Source organism: Thalassospira mesophila, from assembly GCF_002115755.1.
Classification (GTDB): domain Bacteria; phylum Pseudomonadota; class Alphaproteobacteria; order Rhodospirillales; family Thalassospiraceae; genus Thalassospira; species Thalassospira mesophila.
In genome coordinates, this window is the sequence record NZ_JFKA01000004.1 from 163,940 (window position 1) to 181,297 (window position 17,358).

Below are 17,358 nucleotides of genomic sequence, written 5' to 3' on the forward strand. Positions count from 1 at the left end.
CAACCTTACATGCGGTTGGAGCGGATCGCTACTGAAAGTCCGTGTGCGTGCAAACCTTCGCTTTTAGCCAAGGCAATTGCTGCCGGGCCAATTTTAGCCAGGCTTTCGGGTGTGCATTTAATCAGCGATGACCGTTTCACAAAATCCAGCACCCCCAAACCCGATGAAAACCGCGCCGAACGTGCCGTTGGCAACACATGGTTTGGCCCGGCAACATAGTCACCAATGGCTTCGGGGGTATAACGGCCAAGGAAAATTGCCCCGGCATGATGAATTTTATCAGCCAGCGCGTCCGGGTCATCCACCGCAAGCTCAAGATGCTCGGGTGCCAAACGGTCGACCAGGGCTGGTGCCTGATCAAGGTTTTCAACCACAATAATCGCCCCGAAATCGCGCCAGCTGGCCCCGGCAATTGCCGCACGCGGCAGGGTTTCCAGATGCACATCTATGGCTTTTTGCACCGCATCGGCAAAACCAGCATCGTCGGTAATTAATATAGACTGCGCCACCGGGTCATGTTCGGCCTGTGACAGCAAATCAGCCGCCACCCACGACGGGTCATTGCTGCCATCGGCAACCACCAGAATTTCCGACGGTCCGGCAATCATATCAATGCCAACCTGGCCAAAAACCCGGCGTTTTGCCGCCGCCACAAACGCATTGCCCGGCCCGACAATTTTATCAACCGGACGAATGGTTTGCGTGCCATAGGCCAGTGCTGCCACGGCCTGTGCGCCACCAATGCGGTAAATTTCATCGACCCCGGCAATGCGGGCGGCCGCCAGAACCAGCGGATTCATTTTATTGTCCGGTGTGGGGACCACCATCACCAGCCGTTCAACCCCGGCAACCTTGGCCGGAATAGCGTTCATCAATACCGACGACGGGTAAGACGCCAACCCGCCGGGCACATAAAGCCCCGCGGCACTGACCGGACGCCAGCGCCAGCCCAGTTCAACCCCGGTTTCGTCGACATAGCGTTCATCAGCGGGCATTTGCCGGTCATGATAGGCGCGAATACGCGCTGCCGCTGTTTTTAACGACTCCAGCAATGCCGGCTCAATGTCGGACAATGCCAGATCAACTTCTTCCGGCGTTACCGCCATGCCCTGCACATCAATCGACAACCGGTCAAAACGGTTGGTGTATTCCACCACCGCATCGTCGCCACGCGCCCGCACATCGGCGATAATATCGGCGACAACGGCATCAACATCGGCGTCCGATTCGCGCTTCATCCCCAGAAGTTTAACGAATGCGTCCTCAAACCCGGCATCGGTAATCGACAGTTTAATTGGCATTGCGCACCTCGGAGAAACGGTCGATCAGGGGCTGAATTTCGGTCGGGCGGGTTTTAAGCGCAGCCCGATTGACAATCAGGCGCGATGAAATATCGGCGATATGTTCAATTTCGCGCAGGCCATTGGCCACCAGCGTGTTGCCGGTCGACACCAGATCCACAATGCGGCGGCACAGGCCCAGTGTCGGGGCCAGTTCCATTGCGCCGTTTAATTTAATGCATTCGGCCTGCACCCCGCGCGCGGCAAAATGGTTGCGCGTGACATTGGGGTATTTGGTGGCCACCCGCACATGCGACCAGCGCGAAGGATCGTCTCCCTCGATCATTTCTTCGGGTTCGGCCACGGCAAGGCGGCAATAGCCAATGCCAAGGTCCAGCGGGGCATAGATTTCGGAATAATCAAATTCCATCAACACATCATTGCCACACACGCCGATATGGGCAGCACCAAAGGCAACAAAGGTTGCCACGTCAAAGCTGCGCACCCGGATAATATCGATATTGGGATGGTTGGTGGTAAAGCGCAACGCACGGGATTTGGGATCATCAAAGGCAGCTTCAGGCTCGATGCCTGCAGCCCGCACCAGCGGCATTACCTCTTCAAGAATGCGTCCCTTGGGCAGGGCCAGCACCAGCTTTGCGTCGTCAGTCATCAATCAGTCGCCTTGCGCTTTGTTATCTTGTCATATCCCGAGCCAGGCCGGGCGAAATCGCATTTTCTCCCCGCCCCGGTTTGCAGGGCGGGGTTTGCATTTACGGGCGAATTATTCGCTTACCCGTTCAATTTGGGCACCACAGGCTGCCAGTTTTTCTTCGAGCCGTTCATAGCCGCGATCAAGGTGATAAACACGATTGATCACGGTTTCGCCCTCGGCGGCCAAGCCAGCCAGCACCATGGAAACCGACGCCCGAAGATCGGTCGCCATCACTTCGGCACCCGAAAGTTTGGCACTGCCGCGCACAATCGCCGAACGGCCATGCACGTTAATATCAGCCCCCATACGGCTTAGCTCGGGCACATGCATGAAACGGTTTTCAAAAATGGTTTCCGTAATCATGGACGCACCATTGGCCACCGCCATTAACGCCATAAACTGGGCCTGCATATCGGTCGGAAAACCGGGATAGGGTTCGGTCATCACATCAACCCCGCGCAGGGTGGCGCGATTGCCGCGCACGATCATGCCGTCGTCGGTTTCGGTAATTTCAATACCGGCATCGCGCATCGCATCGACCAGCGAGCTAACCAGCGCAATCCGCGTGCCCACCAGTTCAATTTCGCCACCGGTAATGGCGGCGGCAATGGCATAGGTGCCGGTTTCAATGCGATCAGGCACCACCGAATATTCCGCCCCGTGCAGGCGCGGTTTGCCGGTGATTTTCAGGGTATCGGTGCCAATGCCTTCAATTTCGGCCCCCATCGCCACCAGGCAATGGGCCAGATCGGCAACTTCGGGCTCGCGCGCGGCATTGGCAATGGTGGTTACCCCATCGGCAAGCGACGCGGCCATAATGGCATTTTCGGTCGCACCAACCGAAACCTGGGGAAACAAAATATGCCCGCCCTTAAGGCCATCGGGCGCACGCGCCTCAATATAACCTTCGGTCAGGTGAATTTCGGCCCCCATGGCTTCCAGTGCCTTTAAGTGCAAATCAACAGGCCGGTTGCCAATGGCACAGCCACCAGGCAACGACACACGGGCAATACCGCACCGTGCCACCAGCGGCCCCAGCACCAGAACCGATGCGCGCATTTTACGCACCAGATCATAAGGTGCGGTGGTCGAAGCGATTTCTTTGGCCCGCATATCAAGCACCCGGCCCGTATGCCCGCCATTGGGGGCATTGCCGTTCAAATGCAGGGCAACCCCGTGCTGGCTCAGCAATTTTGTCATCGATGTAATGTCATCAAGATGGGGCAAATTGCTCAGGGTCAGGGTTTCATCGGTTAACAGGGCCGCCGCCATTAGCGGAAGGGCCGCATTTTTGGCCCCGCCAATGGCGATTTTGCCCTGCAAACGACGGCCGCCGGAAATCTTGATCTTGTCCATTCAATCCTCGTTAAACCGCGCTTTGGCGCGGCATATATATTTCAGGGTTATGTCCCGTTCCGGCCCGGCTTTACAGACGCGGCAGGGTCACACCTTTTTGGCCCATATATTTCCCGGCGCGATCGGCATATGACGTGTCACATTCCGCCTCGGCTTTTAGAAAAATAAACTGACACGCCCCTTCATTGGCATAAATTCGTGCCGGAAGCGGTGTGGTATTTGAAAATTCCAGCGTCACATGCCCTTCCCATTCGGGTTCAAGCGGTGTGACATTGACGATGATGCCGCACCGGGCATAGGTCGATTTTCCCAGACAAATCACCAGCGTGTCGCGCGGAATGCGGAAATATTCCACGGTGCGCGCCAGGGCAAAACTGTTGGGTGGAATCACACAAACATCGGTTTTGCGATTAACAAAACCCTGATCGGAAAATTCCTTGGGATCGACAATTACCGAATCGACATTGGTGAAAATCTTGAATTCATCGGCAACACGGGCATCATAGCCATAGGAGCTGACACCATAGGAAATGACGCCATCACGCTTGATACCATCGACAAATGGCTCAATCATGCCGTTTTCTTGCGCCATATGGCGTATCCAGTGATCCGGCCTTACCGACATATCGCCACCTTTGCCAAAAACATTAACGTCACTACCAAGGTTTTACCCGCCCCGGCCATCCAAGATCAACCAGACGATGCCAACAAAGCGGGCTTTGCCTGCATTTTTATGCCGATCACGCCCGACATATACCACGCAACCCGTTAATCAGGCGTTTTGACAGCACCATTGCGCGTCATTTCGCATCGTTATCGCCGTTTTCCATCGTCTCGTCAGCGCCAGCGATGTCAGTTGCATCCCCGGGTTCATTGTTGGGCTCATTGCCGGGTTCATCATCCTGGCGTCCGCGTTGCTGTTGTTTGCGCCGGGCCAAATTGGCGCGCAGGGCTTCTGCCTCGCGTTTCAAACGCTGCGGCGATATAATCGGCTTGGCCTGTTTTTTCTTTTCACTCATGATCACTTCTGGTGTTTGACGTCATCTGAAACAAGCAGGTCAATCCGCGTGGAACATACACTTGAAGGTGTCAAAATCACGGCTATCGGCGCGCGGTTTAAAAAGGTGCATATTTCGGGCTTGACCAGACGCTAGGCAGTAGCCTATAACCCGCCCGCACCGCAAGGGTTCTTGCTGCCGTAGCTCAGGGGTAGAGCACTCCCTTGGTAAGGGAGAGGTCGAGAGTTCAAATCTCTCCGGCAGCACCATTTGCCCGAAATCGGCCTGTTACAGGCTGCCGTAGCTCAGGGGTAGAGCACTCCCTTGGTAAGGGAGAGGTCGAGAGTTCAAATCTCTCCGGCAGCACCATTTTCCAGATATCGACAAAATAAACGTTCAATTATGTACGCTATTTAAGGCGCACACAAAATTAACGCGTCTGCGCCCGCCATCGGGCAGCTTTTTCCTATCCCTTTGGAAAAGGCGGAAATATCCCCTCCCCCTTTTGCATATCATCCGCGCCCCAACGCCCCGATGCCACATCAAAACCCGGCACACTGCTTGCTTGCACCCTGTCAGTTCATTTTGTTCTGATGAGGCACACAGATGTCCGCAATCAACACAAACACCATCGCCGCAACACCCACCGCATCCTCGTCAAGCGCGATCGCATCGGCGTCCGCAAACGTTGCGATGACGGCGAAGAATTTCGAATTTGGCGAAGAAATATATTCCGACCCGGCGATGCGCCCGTATCTGGAGCAATATTACAACAAATCCTATGCCCCGATGCGCGACCGTATCGCCGCAATGCGCGAACAACCGCCTGCAACCATTACAACAAAAGATGGCACTGCCGCGCAGGAATTAAGCCCCGATCAATATGAAAAAATGATCCCGAGCTTTGATAAATGGCTGGAAATGCAGCAACAGCTTTCCGCATATGATTTTAACGATCAGTCCGCACAAATGCTTGAACATGCCAAACAGTCGGTTGAAACCCTTGAAAATCGCGCGCCCGATTCACCATCCGATATCCGGGTTGTTTTTTCGAACGGCAACCAGATTTTAGGATATATCGACAAAAACGGCGGTGTCGCCAGCCATAGTGGCGCAAGCGCCCTGCATGCCGTTTCAAACAAAGCCAATGAACTGGGATTAACAGGCCAGGCGCGCGCAGATTACATCCTTCGCGAAGGCAGCAAGGCCCTGTCACGGCAATATCCCAACCTTGAGGTCAGCCAATATACCAACCAAACCGCCCCGACCCGGCGCGAAGTTTCGCAAACATGGTATCCTGGCCACGATATTGATCAGGACTATGCCACCGCCCTGTCAGAAGCGCGCAACCATTTATCACAACAACAGGCAACGCATGACCGCGTACAGTCCAATATGCGCGATATGGAAAGCTATCTGCTGGGTTTGATGGAACAATCCCCGGCCTGACACATATTGCGACACCAAAAGGGCGCGGCGGAAAACCATCCTGCCGCGCCCTTGATATTTACCCCATGATTGCGGGTAACGGCCCTAGCCGTAAAATTCGCGATACCAGTCGACAAAATTGCCAATGCCGGTTTCGATCGAGGTTTCAGGTTTGAAACCAACCGCATCGATCAGTGCATCGACATCGGCATAGGTTGCCGGAACGTCGCCGGGCTGCATTGGCAGCATGTTTTTCTGCGCTTTCTGGCCCAGTTTGTCTTCCAGCGTTTCAATCATGTGCATCAGCTCGACCGGGTTGTTATTGCCGATGTTAAACACGCGGTACGGGGCCGAACTGCTGGCCGGGTCCGGCTGGGCCGGGTTCCAGTCGGGGTTGGGCTGCGCCACACTGGAAATACAGCGATAAACGCCTTCGACGATATCGTCGATATAGGTGAAGTCGCGGCGCATTTTGCCTTCGTTAAAGACATCAATGGGCCGACCTTCCAAAATGGCCTTGGTAAACAAAAACAGCGCCATGTCCGGGCGGCCCCACGGGCCATAAACGGTAAAAAACCGCAACCCGGTGGTCGGCATCCGGTAAAGATGGCTATAGGTATGTGCCATCAATTCGTTGGCTTTTTTCGATGCGGCATACAGGCTGATCGGGTGATCAACATTGTGATGCACCGAAAACGGCATTTCGGTATTCATGCCATAGACCGAACTGCTGGACGCATACACCAGATGCTTCACACCATTATGACGGCAGCCTTCAAGAATATTGGTAAAACCAACCAGATTGGCATCAATATAGGCATGCGGGTTGGTTATCGAATAGCGCACCCCGGCCTGTGCGGCCAGGTTGACCACATAGGTCGGCTTTTCGGTGGCAAACAAATCGGCAATGCCGTCGCGGTCTTCCAAATTCATTCGCACAAATTTGAAACCGTCGCGCCCCTCAAGCCGCGCCAGCCGGGCTTCTTTCAGCGTGACGTCGTAATAATCGTTTACATTGTCCAGGCCAATAACCTGCGCACCCTGATCCAGCAATTTCTGGCTAAGGTGCGAGCCGATAAAGCCCGCAGCCCCGGTGACCAGCACCTTTTCATTGGCCGGAATAACAAACGACGTCATATGGGTTGCCCTGTTTTAAATGTTCCATCGCCGCCCACAGCCGCGACCTTGCAAAATACGCTGCCGCACCCTTTTGCGCAGCATCCAAACCTGCGATCCCGCCTTTTTAACGGGCAAGATGTGCCCATGATCTAGCAGCGGCCCCGCCCGGTTGCAAGTCTTTGGCCATTGTGTTCACCGTCACAATACTTTTGGTCAAAAATGCGCTATGATTTGTGCTCGCAATATATTCTGGTGCAAATAAAGGTTATTTCTCGGCCATGACCGGTCCTGGTGGTGTCATTACCAATGCAGCGAAAGGCAGTTTGGGCATTGTCCTTAACGCCCGCGAGATCGCGCGCACGGCCAATGGCGACATTTTAACCGAATTTGAAGCAACCGAAATCCAGCCTCGGGGTGGAAACGGTAGCGGAACCGGCGCATATGGCGGGATCGAGGGCAAACGAACCCGGCTGGTCGATGCCAGCAACCTGACGGCAGCACAGGCGCGTGACGGGGGTATTTCAACAGCCCAATATCAGGAAGCCCGCGACGCCGCGACGCAAAACTCCGCGGGCGGTGTTAATGACAGCGCCAAAAGCCCGGCCGAAATGAATGATGCCGAACGGGCCGAAGTTTCCCGCCTGCAGGCCCGCGATTCGGCCGTCAAACAGGAAGAAAAAGGGCATGCGGCGGCGGCAGGGCAATATGCCTCGGCCCCGCAATATCAATATGCCATTGGCCCGGATGGCAAGGCTTATGCCGTTGGCGGGCATGTTGATGTCGCGATATCAACCCATGGCGGGTCTGCCAGCGATACCAAACAGGCGCTATCGGCATTGCAAAGTGCGGCCTTGTCACCCAATGCCCCGTCCGGTGCCGATATGGCCGCCTTTCGCCAGGCCAGCATGCTTATGGGAATTGCGAACCAGAAACACACACAGGCCAGCCCGGTCGCAGATCTGGCCGAAAATTCAGCCAAAAATACGTCTGCAAATAAACAGGACAACCATGATTTGCAGTTTTCGGGCAGCGCATCAACAGCAGATGCAAACATACCCGCAACCGACCAAACCCGAAATGCAGCGGATGCCTATGCAACAGCAAACCGCTACCTTACTGCGAATGAAAACGAATCCCCGTCAGCTTCAAATGCAAGTCCTTTTATGGGAACAGAGAATCAACGCGGCAGCTTCTTCAACCTCGGCGCGTGAAATACCCCATAAAGGTGCATTTTAGGTTTCCAAACTGCGACTCCCCTATACCAATACATTATGCTGATGTTGAAGAACTTCATTTTGTTTAGGTTTGCATGTCACCCGTCGGTATAATCATTCTTGCACCGCGTTCTGCATGCGTTTGACAGCGGTTCAGTTTTATTTAATTCTGCGGCTGCACTTGATGAAAGTGCGGTTTGGGAAAATGTACAATATAGCACTGCAATGCACTTTTCCCGGTGCGGCAGTGCCAGGCTTGTGAATGTGATGTATGTTCGCACGCCAAAGAAAGAATATGGCAAATAACATGAACATCCTGCTTGCAGACGACCACGATCTTGTCAGGGATGGCATTACGTCATTTCTGCAAACTGCGGCACCAGATGTTACAATTGCGCAGGCGAAAGACTTCGCCGAAGCACTGGCAATTGTGAATGGTGAACGATCAATCGATTTGACCATCCTTGACTTGAACATGCCCGGCATGAACGGCCTTTCGGGTCTGACGGTCATGCGTCAGAAATACCCCGATGTTCCGGTGGTCATTCTTTCAGGGTCGGTTAAACGCAGCGATGTCTTGAACGCACTGGAACATGGCGCATCGGGCTATCTGCCCAAAACATTGTCGGGTAAATCCCTGATCAATGCGTTGCGACTGGTTATGTCGGGCGAAAAATACATTCCGTCCGCTTTGCTTGAAGATGACGGCGGCACCATCCGCCCCGGCGAGATCGATCTTGACGGGCTGGAGCCGGACAACCCCCTGCGTCAACTGACCAATCGCGAACGCGAAGTTCTGGCATTGCTGACCAAAGGCTTGTCGAACAAGGAAATCGCGAAACAGCTCAGCGTGCGGGAAATCACCGTCAAGGTGCATTTGACCGGTATTTTCAAAAAACTGGGGGCCGCCAACCGGACCCAGGCCGTGAAAATCGCCATGCAACTGGGCTGGGAAGCCTGATAAACCGGGGCAGCGTTGCAATATCTTCCTGCCCCGCCCCTTGTTGCCCAACTGCGTTAAGCTGTTACAGATTAGACAGGCGCCTTAGTGCGCCTGTTTGTTTGTGCCTACAGGCGCGCTGCAGGTGCAGACCGGCGTTACGCCAATAACGGCGCGTCCCCCCCGTCACCGCTGGCTCCGATATCAAGCGCAATTACCAGTTCCTCGATAACGGCAAGAAGCTCTTTTAAATCAAGCGGCTTTGCCATCACCATCACCGGTGCATCCTCGCCGGTATCAAGCGGCATTTCCGCGTCCCCGGGATGGCCGGTCATCACAATGACCGGTATCATGGGTTTTCGTTCCCGAATGGCCCGGATCAACTGATTACCGTCCATTTGCGGCATGCGGATATCGGTAATAAGGATATCAGGCGCCATCACACCGGCCATGGCCAGGGCATCTTCGCCGTCATTCGCTGCACTTACCGCATATCCCTGCCCCTCAAGATAGGCCGAAATAATTTCCATGGCGTCAATTTCGTCATCGACCACCATAATGCGGATATTGCTGCGCCGTAAAACCTGTGCGGCATCGTTATGATATTTTTCCCGCGGGGTCATGCCGCTGGCGGGCGGGGCGGGTGCCTCGATTTTCATCCCGATATTAACCGCAGGCAGGATAATTTCAAAACAGGCCCCGTCACCTTCGTTGCGGGCCTCAATTTCACCGCCCATGCCTTCGACAATGCCATAGCTAACCGACAGGCCAAGCCCGGTGCCCTTGCCGACATCCTTGGTGGTGAAAAACGGATGGAAAATCAGGTCAATGGCATCCTGGGGGATGCCCCCGCCATTATCATTCACAGCAATACGCAATAACTGGTTTTCGGCATCAACCGTGGCTGTAACCCGGATCAAACCGCCGACATTGCCAAAATCCTCGTGGCTTTCAACAATGGCATCGCGTGAATTGGTCAGCATATTGACCAGAACCTGTTCAAGCTGCACCAACCGGCCCGAAACCTGGCAGGGCATGGGCGATATCACCACATCGACGGCAATTCCCGCCAAATGGCAATCATGCTCGACCATATTCACGGCCCGCTCAACCGCCTGCATCGGTTCAAACAGTTCAAAATCATCTTCGTCGGGGCGGCTATAAACCCGCAAATGGCGAATAATTTCCGCCATGCGTTCGGTCTGGCCACTGATCAGGTCCAGCTTTTCGCGCTGAAAGGCCGGTGAAACCCCGTCCATGTCATATTGCAACGCGCAGGTATCGGCCGCCATGCGAATAACATTTAACGGCTGGTTCATTTCATGGGCGACCGATGCCGCCATTTCACCCAGTGTCGCCAGCTTCGATGTCTGCACCAGTTGGCGTTCGATTTTACGTTTTTCGGTAACATCTTCGGCCACAATCAGCATCGCCGGGTCGCCTTCATGGGTGAAGGCCATGGCCGATACTTCCAGCTCCACGCTCACCCCGTCACTGCGACGGCACAAAATCACAAAATCGGCCCGGCCATTATAGCCCCGCGCATACCGCGCAATATGCTCTTCGGCAATTTCGCGGCTGTCAGGCAACAACAAATCAAACAGGCTGATCCCGGTTACCGTATCAGCATCTTCAAACCCTAAAATGCTCAGCCCTTGCTGATTAACATAGGAAATGCGATCTCCGGTCAAAACTGCGATCAGTTCGGGGGCCAGTTCGACCAGCTTGCGATAGCGTTCTTCGCTTTCCTTTAGCGCCTGCTCCGAACGCGAACGTTCAATCGCATAACGAATGGAACGACGGATCATGCGGCCATCGGGAAATTCCTTGGTCAGGTAATCTTCGGCCCCGTGCTGCAAGGCATCAAAGGCCAGTTCCTCGTCCTTGTGGCCCGTTAACACCACAATTGGCACGCGGCCATCGGCATCGCGGATACGGCTGATGGTTTGAACCCCCGATGAATCGGGTAATGTCAAATCCAGCAATACCACGTCAAAGCGCTGATCCGCCCCTTGATGTGACAGCAGTTCAAGCGCACCCGCCAGATTTATGCGGTGTTCAATGTCAAAGGTTTCGCCGGCTTCTTCGAGCAGGGTTTGAACCAGAAAAGCATCGCCTGGGTTATCTTCAACCAGCAATATGCGAAAACGGTTTTCGTTCATCTGTCCTGGCATCCAATCAACGCTTTTGCAAACCCGGCATCGTCCCTTTGTCGCAAAACATAAAAACCACCTGCCGTGCTATTCAGGGTCAGGTGTCATCATTTTGCACTGTTTATTACGCCCGCACACTCAACCAAACCGGGTAACGCCCCGGCAAACGATCGGTTGCCAAAATGCAAAACAAACCGTGGTCAAATGCAAGCACCCGTCCGGTGCGACATTTCAGAATTTCGCGATAGAACTTTATGCCAAACATCTGAATTCAGGGTTGAAATCAAGGCTATCTGCGAAAAGTTCTATCTGCGTAAAATCCGGAATGCCCCCGCCAGTCGATCGATAACAGCACAGTGGCAATTCTAGCAGGCTTCGACATCAATCACCAGCCGCCCGCGCACCTCACCCTTAAGGATTTTCTCGCCATACGGTAAAATATCACGCAGGGCAACAATCTCCATCGCCTCATCCAAACGGGTTTTGGGCAAATCTGTCACCAGCCGCTGCCACGCCTTAACCCGGTAGTCATACGGGCACATCACCGAATCAATCCCGATCAACCGTACCCCGCGCAACAAAAACGGCAGCACCGTTGCAGGCAAATCGGGTCCACCGGCCAAACCGCAGGCCGCGACCACGCCGTGATATTTCATTTCCGCTAGAACATGGGCCAAGGTGGTGCTGCCAACACTGTCAATCGCCCCCAGCCAGCGCTCGCTTAGCAAGGGGCGGGTGCTGGCCGCGGCCAGTTCGGCCCGATCAACAATGCCGCTTGCGCCCAAATGTTTTAAATAGTCGCTGTTTTCCGGCCGCCCGGTAGAGGCCACAACCTGGTATCCCAAATGCGACAATATCGAAACGGCCACCGACCCAACGCCGCCCGCAGCCCCGGTTACCAGAACTTCGCCGTCTGCTTGCGGCGAAACGCCTTGTTCTTCCAGTGCCATCACCGCCAGCATCGATGTGAAGCCCGCTGTGCCAATCGCCATTGCCTGGGCGGGGGTTAAGCCATCGGGCAAGGGCACCAGCCAGTCCGCCTTAACCCGCGCCATTTGCGCATAACCGCCCCAATGGCTTTCGCCGACCCGCCAGCCGGTCAGGATCACCCGGTCGCCCGCGCGGTATCGATCATCTGACGAAGATACAACTTCGCCGGTAAAATCAACGCCGGGCACATGGGGATAATGCCGCACAAGCCGACCTAACCCGTTCAGAATCATGCCATCCTTGTAATTTAACGTGCTGTGCGACACGCGTACCAAAACATCCCCTGCGGGCAGGTCATCGGGTGTGAGTGTTTTAAATTCCGGGGTGATTTTTTTACCGTCGTCCGATGCGTTTAGCACCAAGGCCCGAAAACCGTCGCTCATTTTTACCTCCCGGAAAAATTATTCGTTTCTCCAAGGTAGGGAGCAAGGCCAAACTTTGTCAAATGCCAACACCGTCAATTCGACTTGTTGCCAATATCGTAACGGCGCAGACGGCACAGCGCCGCAAATACGCAAGCTGCCATTCAGTCTTTTTTCATGTCTTGTTGCACAACAGGTGGCAACACCCGCCACGAAAACCAGCCCAGCAAGGGCACAATCACCAGATCATCCACCCAACCGGCACCGATAATAAAATCGGGGATCAAGTCGACCGGGCTGACCAGATAAACCAAACCCGCCAGCAACAAGGCCTTGCTGCGCATCGGAACATCCCGGCGCACCAGCCCTTTGATCAGATTAGGAACAATCGCCAGCCCGCTTCGCGCCAAAACCGTCACCTGTTATTGCCAGACCATCAGTCACCGACGTTATTTAATCTGAAAATCCGCTTTTACCAGATCTGCGGACATAACTGTTTGCGCGCCCTCGTTTTGCGCGCGCCGCACAACGATCATCTCGCAGCCCGACAGACAGGCCTGGGTCGATGTTCTGTGCAATTTGTCAAAGTTATACATGCTGACCCCGCTGGCACGCGCCATCACCGGCCCGTGTTGCGGATCATGTGACATATTTCCCGCCGCCAGAAGGGAAACCGTTGCGGCAAAAACCAGAATGCCGCCCAAGGCGAAGTGCTCTATCCACGACATTATTGTATCCTCCGGACACGTTCTTTAACAAAACATTACCTTTCTAAACATTCAGGGCCTGCAAAGGTTCCCAAACAGATGCGATATACGTTTTATTTTAAAAACAACGCCTTGGATCACGATACCATTGTCCAGGTAACTATACCTTAATGGATGGTTTTTCTGATTTGGATAGCAAAACCTATACCCAAACCCGGCCTTGAATGTCTTGGCTGAAAACCGGGATTATTGCGGGATCAGGTTTACAAAGGCCTGTGCGGCATCATGCCAGCCCCAATTGCGCTGCGACCTCACGGCTTCCTTGTGCTGGGTTAACCACAGATCATCATTATTTAAAATTTCTGCGGTGCGCGCCGCAAATTCGTCGTCGCTATTGGCAACGAAACCGGTTTTGCCATCGACAATACGTTCGGCAACGCAGCCAACATCCTGAATAACACAGGGAATGCCCATTGCCTGTGCTTCGCCCAGCGCAAGACAGAAGGTTTCGCCAACATCCCCGCGATAGGGCATCACCCGGGCCATCTGCATTTCGTCAAGCAACTGCGCCTTGGGAACGGGCCCCCGCAACACAACCCCCCGATCCGCCAGATGTGCCGCATGATCAAGAATACCTTTCATTACCAGCGCCTTGCGATCCCCCGCCGTACCATATGTTTGCGGACCGGCAAATATGTGCAGTTGGGCATCGGGCGCCAATGGATGAATTTTTTCGGCCCAAAGATCGACCAGCCAGTCCAGCGACCGTAACGGATTGGAAGTAAAAATTGCCCGTTTGGGGCGTATATCGTCATTTACGTCGGCATTTAGAAACCGGTTTTCTATGCCGCAGGGAATGATCACTTTTTCGCCAGACGGCACCCACCGGGGCATTGTTGCCAAATGATGCTGGCCTGAAAAAACAATTGCCGGGCGCTTAACCAGAAGACGACGAAAAAAGCGCCATTTTTTCAAAAAACCCGCCGGGTTATGAATCCAGAAAATGGTTCGACGCGCCTGCGGCATTTTTGTAATCAACTTGTCGCCACGATTGGCGATATACAAATCAGCCGCGGCCGGAAAATCATGGTCCAGCGGTTGCCAGTTTACGCCATTGCGACGATGCGGCGCATCGCACCGGTTACATATTGTCACATCATGGCCCAGGGCTGCCATGCTTTCGGCCAGCGAAATAACCGCTGTTTCTGCCCCGCCAAGTGCCTTTTGATCCAGCGTATAGGCGTCGAATTTTATGCCGTCATCGGCCAGTACAATTTTCGCCATGCTGTTATTTGTCCTCGTACCTGGCCTTAAGATAGGAAATCATGGGAAACAGCGCGGCGCAAATCGCCACCATAAAGCCCATTCCCCCTTCCCGGTATCCTTTGCGTCGGACATAACATTTGAAAAACCGCGAAAACATACGGCGCAAATTGTTTGAAAAACTGCCAATTTTTCCACTGTCACGCAAATCGGCAGCACGGGCAGTGCTATAGCTGTCCAACCGCCGGATCATATCGGAAATATTGCGATCAACGTAATGACGCACCCGGTGTTTAAGCTCGAACCCTTTGCGACCGACAAATTTGACGGCCGGGTGAACACGTTGCGGGCCCCAATGTTTGGCACCACGGCGAAACAACCCGGCATAGCCCGGCTTGCCAAAAGACGCGCCCCAGCCATAACGCACCAAACGATCCCCGATATAATTATCCACCAGCAACTGATGATAATCATAGTCGGTGGTGGCAATTACCTGACGAATTTCGTCGGCCAGCTCAGCCGAGACATGTTCATCGGCATCCACTTCCAAAATCCAGTCGCCACTGGCCTGGGCCAGGGCAAAATTGCGCCGTTCGCCTTCGATATCCCAGCTTCCGGCAAATGTTTTTGCCCCGGCTTCAATGGCAATCTGTTCGGTTTGGTCATTGCATTTATCGCAGACAACAATAATTTCATCGACAAAGGCCACATGTGCCAAACACGATGCCAGCCGGTCTTCCTCGTTATGGGCGACAATAACGGCGGATAATTTTACCGTTGGGGCGGAAATACCGGTTTTAACAGCTTCGGTCGGTGCCATGAACTCAATTCCCTTCCCGGCGCAGCAATTCGGACGCCGCCGAAATAACCTTTTCAACAGCCAGGTCGTACATTTCGCTATCCTGGGCCCGATAATTCGCCGTTGACCATATTTCGTCGTAATTGCGATCTGTCCGTACATAAGCGGTCATTTCGCCAAACGGCCCATAATTTTCCACCCGCGACGGCCCAAAAAGACCCAGTGTGGGGACGGCTGCAGCGGCGGACATATGCATCAAACCGGAATCATTGCCAACATACAAACTGGCGCGCGCCAAACAGGCCTGTACGGTTAACAACGAATGTTCGCCAAACAAAACCGTTCTTTCCGTTTCCGCCACGCACTCAATCACCGGCATGGCTGCATCGCGTTCGTTGGGCGCCCCGGCAATCAGCACATGTGCGTTGGGCAACACCCCATCGGGGGCGCGCAATTGTTTCACCAGGTCAACAAACCGCTCGACCGGCCACATCTTGCCCGGCCAATTCGCCGTCGGCCCAATGGCAAGAACCGGGCGGGGTGCGGCTGGTAACAAGGTGTTTGCCTCGGCAACATTGTCCGGCCCCACCCAGATATGCGGCATTAACGGCGGCAAAACCCCAATCAGGCGGCCTAACTGTTCAACCCGATGAAGGCTGTCGTCATTCCCCGAAAGCACTATGCGTTTGCGGCCGGGCAGAACAAATGCCGTGGCACTGCCCCGCAAATCTATAATCACGTCCCACCAGGTGCTCACCACCGATTTCCATAAATGCCACCAGTGCCCGCCGCGTTTTTGCTTTGGCATTGTGATAATGCGTTCAAGGTTGGGCACGGCTTCAAATATCGGGGCGGCAACCGGGCCGCAGGCCACGGTAATGCGCAATTCGGGGCGGGTTTCGATAAAATGGCGCAAAACCGATGTTGATAACACCGCATCGCCCAGCCGGTTTGACGTGATAAACAGCAGACGCACGATTAGATCTTCTCCAGATCGGCGGCAACATTTAACCATTCGCGCCGCCCGTTTCGCGCCGCTTCCGATTGACCGGCGAAAAAGGCATCATCGCCCAGCATTTGCGCCACTAAATTGCCATATGCCGCATCATCGGGCACGATATAGCCATTGCGGCCATTATCAACCCGCGCTTCGGCAACCCCGCCAAAGGACACAACCGGCGTCCCCGCCGCCAAGGCATCGCACAACCAGGTACCTGCATGGTCCCGCGTGGTTTTTGTTGTGCCGTGATGCATAAATACCCGCGCCGTGGCGATTTTTTCGGCCATTTCATTTTCAGCCAGCGGCATGCAGATCCGCACCCCGTCAGACATCGCATCGCGCACCAGATTCACCAGCACATCGGGCACCGGGCTATCAAGGCCAGCCAGCGCATTAGACAGGGCGGCTGAATATATTTCAAACCGCGCATTGGCCGGTTTAACAGGCATTTCGTCGCACCACACCCGGATCAACGCATCGATGCCGTCTTTCCAGCCCGCCACACTGATCGCCACCGGTTCACGCGTATCAACCGCGATATGATTATTCCCTGCGGCAACAAAGGCCGGGCACGCACCCGGCGCGATCATACGCGGGATAAAACCCAGATCATTATGATAATGCTCACGCTGGCGCGGATCGGTAAAAACCAGCCGTGCAAGGCTGCTGAGCAACGCCATGCGCGCATCATTCTGGTCTAACCGCAACACATCGCCATCATACCACAACCAGCGCAGCCCATCCTCGGCCACGGGCCGGTTATCGAGCAATAACGGGTCGCGCCATGCCAAAATCCGGTCGGGCAAGGCATCGCCAAAGGCGGGCGCGCCATCATCAAGCAGGCCCCAGCGCACACCATTATGCGTTACATATGCGCCGCTGCTGCGCCGGGCAACCACATCATGGCCCCGCGCCACAAAGGCTTCTGCCAGGGCAATAAAGCCCCTTTGGCGCGCGCCAAGCGGGCGGGCGGTGACATCGTCGGGCTCAAACCCGATAGAACGATCAAGCATCAATATTTTCATAGCTGGGTT

General features: G+C 54.5%; 17 protein-coding genes and 2 tRNA genes. 5 read left to right on the plus strand and 14 right to left on the minus strand.

Annotation, left to right across the window (positions count from 1 at the left end; genetic code table 11):
- Positions 1–5: 5 nt before the first annotated feature.
- From hisD to TMES_RS10930, 5 genes are all read right to left on the minus strand, one after another.
- On the minus strand, positions 6–1,301 hold the full coding sequence (gene hisD / locus TMES_RS10910) for a histidinol dehydrogenase (protein ID WP_085582385.1): 1,296 nt from the start codon (positions 1,299–1,301) through the stop codon (positions 6–8).
- Positions 1,291–1,953, minus strand: a complete 663-nt coding sequence (gene hisG / locus TMES_RS10915) for an ATP phosphoribosyltransferase (protein WP_085582387.1) — start codon at positions 1,951–1,953, stop codon at positions 1,291–1,293. Before hisG ends, hisD begins: the two co-directional genes overlap by 11 nt.
- Positions 1,954–2,064: 111 nt before the next feature.
- Complete coding sequence (gene murA / locus TMES_RS10920) at positions 2,065–3,351, minus strand: UDP-N-acetylglucosamine 1-carboxyvinyltransferase (protein ID WP_085582389.1); 1,287 nt, start codon at positions 3,349–3,351, stop codon at positions 2,065–2,067.
- Between the two features lie 70 nt (positions 3,352–3,421).
- Complete coding sequence (dcd, locus tag TMES_RS10925; protein WP_085582391.1) at positions 3,422–3,976, minus strand: dCTP deaminase; 555 nt, start codon at positions 3,974–3,976, stop codon at positions 3,422–3,424.
- A 175-nt stretch (positions 3,977–4,151) separates the two neighbouring features.
- Complete coding sequence (locus TMES_RS10930; RefSeq protein WP_085582393.1) at positions 4,152–4,370, minus strand: hypothetical protein; 219 nt, start codon at positions 4,368–4,370, stop codon at positions 4,152–4,154.
- A gap of 173 nt (positions 4,371–4,543) precedes the next feature.
- Here TMES_RS10930 and TMES_RS10935 point away from each other — a divergent pair.
- From TMES_RS10935 to TMES_RS10945, 3 genes are all read left to right on the plus strand, one after another.
- Positions 4,544–4,618, plus strand: a tRNA-Thr gene (locus TMES_RS10935).
- A 25-nt stretch (positions 4,619–4,643) separates the two neighbouring features.
- Positions 4,644–4,718, plus strand: a tRNA-Thr gene (locus TMES_RS10940).
- Between the two features lie 237 nt (positions 4,719–4,955).
- Positions 4,956–5,798, plus strand: a complete 843-nt coding sequence (locus TMES_RS10945) for a hypothetical protein (protein WP_085582395.1) — start codon at positions 4,956–4,958, stop codon at positions 5,796–5,798.
- An 84-nt stretch (positions 5,799–5,882) separates the two neighbouring features.
- On the opposite strand, the gene TMES_RS10950 is transcribed toward TMES_RS10945, so the two are convergent.
- Positions 5,883–6,914: an NAD-dependent epimerase gene (locus TMES_RS10950; protein ID WP_085582397.1), complete on the minus strand. Its 1,032-nt coding sequence runs from the start codon at positions 6,912–6,914 to the stop codon at positions 5,883–5,885.
- Between the two features lie 260 nt (positions 6,915–7,174).
- Here TMES_RS10950 and TMES_RS10955 point away from each other — a divergent pair, with 260 nt between their 5' ends.
- Together TMES_RS10955 and TMES_RS10960 are read left to right on the plus strand one after the other, a co-directional pair.
- Entirely contained in the window at positions 7,175–8,107 is a 933-nt protein-coding gene (locus TMES_RS10955; RefSeq protein ID WP_085582399.1) for a putative metalloprotease CJM1_0395 family protein, read from the plus strand.
- Positions 8,108–8,417: 310 nt separating this feature from the next.
- A complete protein-coding gene (locus TMES_RS10960; RefSeq protein ID WP_085582846.1) occupies positions 8,418–9,071 on the plus strand; it encodes a response regulator in 654 nt (217 codons plus the stop codon).
- Between the two features lie 137 nt (positions 9,072–9,208).
- Here TMES_RS10960 and TMES_RS10965 read toward each other — a convergent pair whose 3' ends face one another.
- From TMES_RS10965 to TMES_RS11000, 8 genes are all read right to left on the minus strand, one after another.
- Positions 9,209–11,212, minus strand: coding sequence for a response regulator (locus TMES_RS10965; protein WP_143589623.1), 2,004 nt, complete (start codon positions 11,210–11,212; stop codon positions 9,209–9,211).
- Positions 11,213–11,568: 356 nt separating this feature from the next.
- Entirely contained in the window at positions 11,569–12,576 is a 1,008-nt protein-coding gene (acuI, locus tag TMES_RS10970; protein WP_085582403.1) for an acrylyl-CoA reductase (NADPH), read from the minus strand.
- A gap of 143 nt (positions 12,577–12,719) precedes the next feature.
- Positions 12,720–12,965, minus strand: a complete 246-nt coding sequence (locus TMES_RS10975) for a YkvA family protein (RefSeq protein ID WP_085582405.1) — start codon at positions 12,963–12,965, stop codon at positions 12,720–12,722.
- 39 nt (positions 12,966–13,004) lie between these two features.
- A complete protein-coding gene (locus tag TMES_RS10980; RefSeq protein ID WP_143589624.1) occupies positions 13,005–13,283 on the minus strand; it encodes a hypothetical protein in 279 nt (92 codons plus the stop codon).
- Between the two features lie 225 nt (positions 13,284–13,508).
- The gene (locus TMES_RS10985) at positions 13,509–14,546 is read right to left on the minus strand and encodes a glycosyltransferase family 4 protein (RefSeq protein WP_085582409.1); all 1,038 of its coding nucleotides are present in this window, start codon (positions 14,544–14,546) and stop codon (positions 13,509–13,511) included.
- Between the two features lie 4 nt (positions 14,547–14,550).
- A complete protein-coding gene (locus TMES_RS10990; RefSeq protein WP_085582411.1) occupies positions 14,551–15,345 on the minus strand; it encodes a glycosyltransferase family 2 protein in 795 nt (264 codons plus the stop codon).
- Positions 15,346–15,349: 4 nt separating this feature from the next.
- Positions 15,350–16,300, minus strand: coding sequence for a glycosyltransferase family 9 protein (locus TMES_RS10995; protein ID WP_085582413.1), 951 nt, complete (start codon positions 16,298–16,300; stop codon positions 15,350–15,352).
- Positions 16,301–16,302: 2 nt separating this feature from the next.
- Entirely contained in the window at positions 16,303–17,337 is a 1,035-nt protein-coding gene (locus tag TMES_RS11000) for a glycosyltransferase (protein WP_245835353.1), read from the minus strand.
- Positions 17,338–17,358 lie beyond the last annotated feature (21 nt).

Excerpts from the sequence above, each read along its gene's own strand:
- hisD (WP_085582385.1), bottom strand. The coding sequence starts at position 1,301 with ATGCCAATTAAACTGTCGATTACCGATGCCGGGTTTGAGGACGCATTC.
- hisG (WP_085582387.1), bottom strand. The coding sequence starts at position 1,953 with ATGACTGACGACGCAAAGCTGGTGCTGGCCCTGCCCAAGGGACGCATT.
- murA (WP_085582389.1), bottom strand. The coding sequence starts at position 3,351 with ATGGACAAGATCAAGATTTCCGGCGGCCGTCGTTTGCAGGGCAAAATC.
- dcd (WP_085582391.1), bottom strand. The coding sequence starts at position 3,976 with ATGTCGGTAAGGCCGGATCACTGGATACGCCATATGGCGCAAGAAAAC.
- TMES_RS10930 (WP_085582393.1), bottom strand. The coding sequence starts at position 4,370 with ATGAGTGAAAAGAAAAAACAGGCCAAGCCGATTATATCGCCGCAGCGT.
- TMES_RS10945 (WP_085582395.1), top strand. The coding sequence starts at position 4,956 with ATGTCCGCAATCAACACAAACACCATCGCCGCAACACCCACCGCATCC.
- TMES_RS10950 (WP_085582397.1), bottom strand. The coding sequence starts at position 6,914 with ATGACGTCGTTTGTTATTCCGGCCAATGAAAAGGTGCTGGTCACCGGG.
- TMES_RS10955 (WP_085582399.1), top strand. The coding sequence starts at position 7,175 with ATGACCGGTCCTGGTGGTGTCATTACCAATGCAGCGAAAGGCAGTTTG.
- TMES_RS10960 (WP_085582846.1), top strand. The coding sequence starts at position 8,418 with ATGAACATCCTGCTTGCAGACGACCACGATCTTGTCAGGGATGGCATT.
- TMES_RS10965 (WP_143589623.1), bottom strand. The coding sequence starts at position 11,212 with ATGAACGAAAACCGTTTTCGCATATTGCTGGTTGAAGATAACCCAGGC.
- acuI (WP_085582403.1), bottom strand. The coding sequence starts at position 12,576 with ATGAGCGACGGTTTTCGGGCCTTGGTGCTAAACGCATCGGACGACGGT.
- TMES_RS10980 (WP_143589624.1), bottom strand. The coding sequence starts at position 13,283 with ATGTCGTGGATAGAGCACTTCGCCTTGGGCGGCATTCTGGTTTTTGCC.
- TMES_RS10985 (WP_085582409.1), bottom strand. The coding sequence starts at position 14,546 with ATGGCGAAAATTGTACTGGCCGATGACGGCATAAAATTCGACGCCTAT.
- TMES_RS10990 (WP_085582411.1), bottom strand. The coding sequence starts at position 15,345 with ATGGCACCGACCGAAGCTGTTAAAACCGGTATTTCCGCCCCAACGGTA.
- TMES_RS11000 (WP_245835353.1), bottom strand. The coding sequence starts at position 17,337 with ATGCTTGATCGTTCTATCGGGTTTGAGCCCGACGATGTCACCGCCCGC.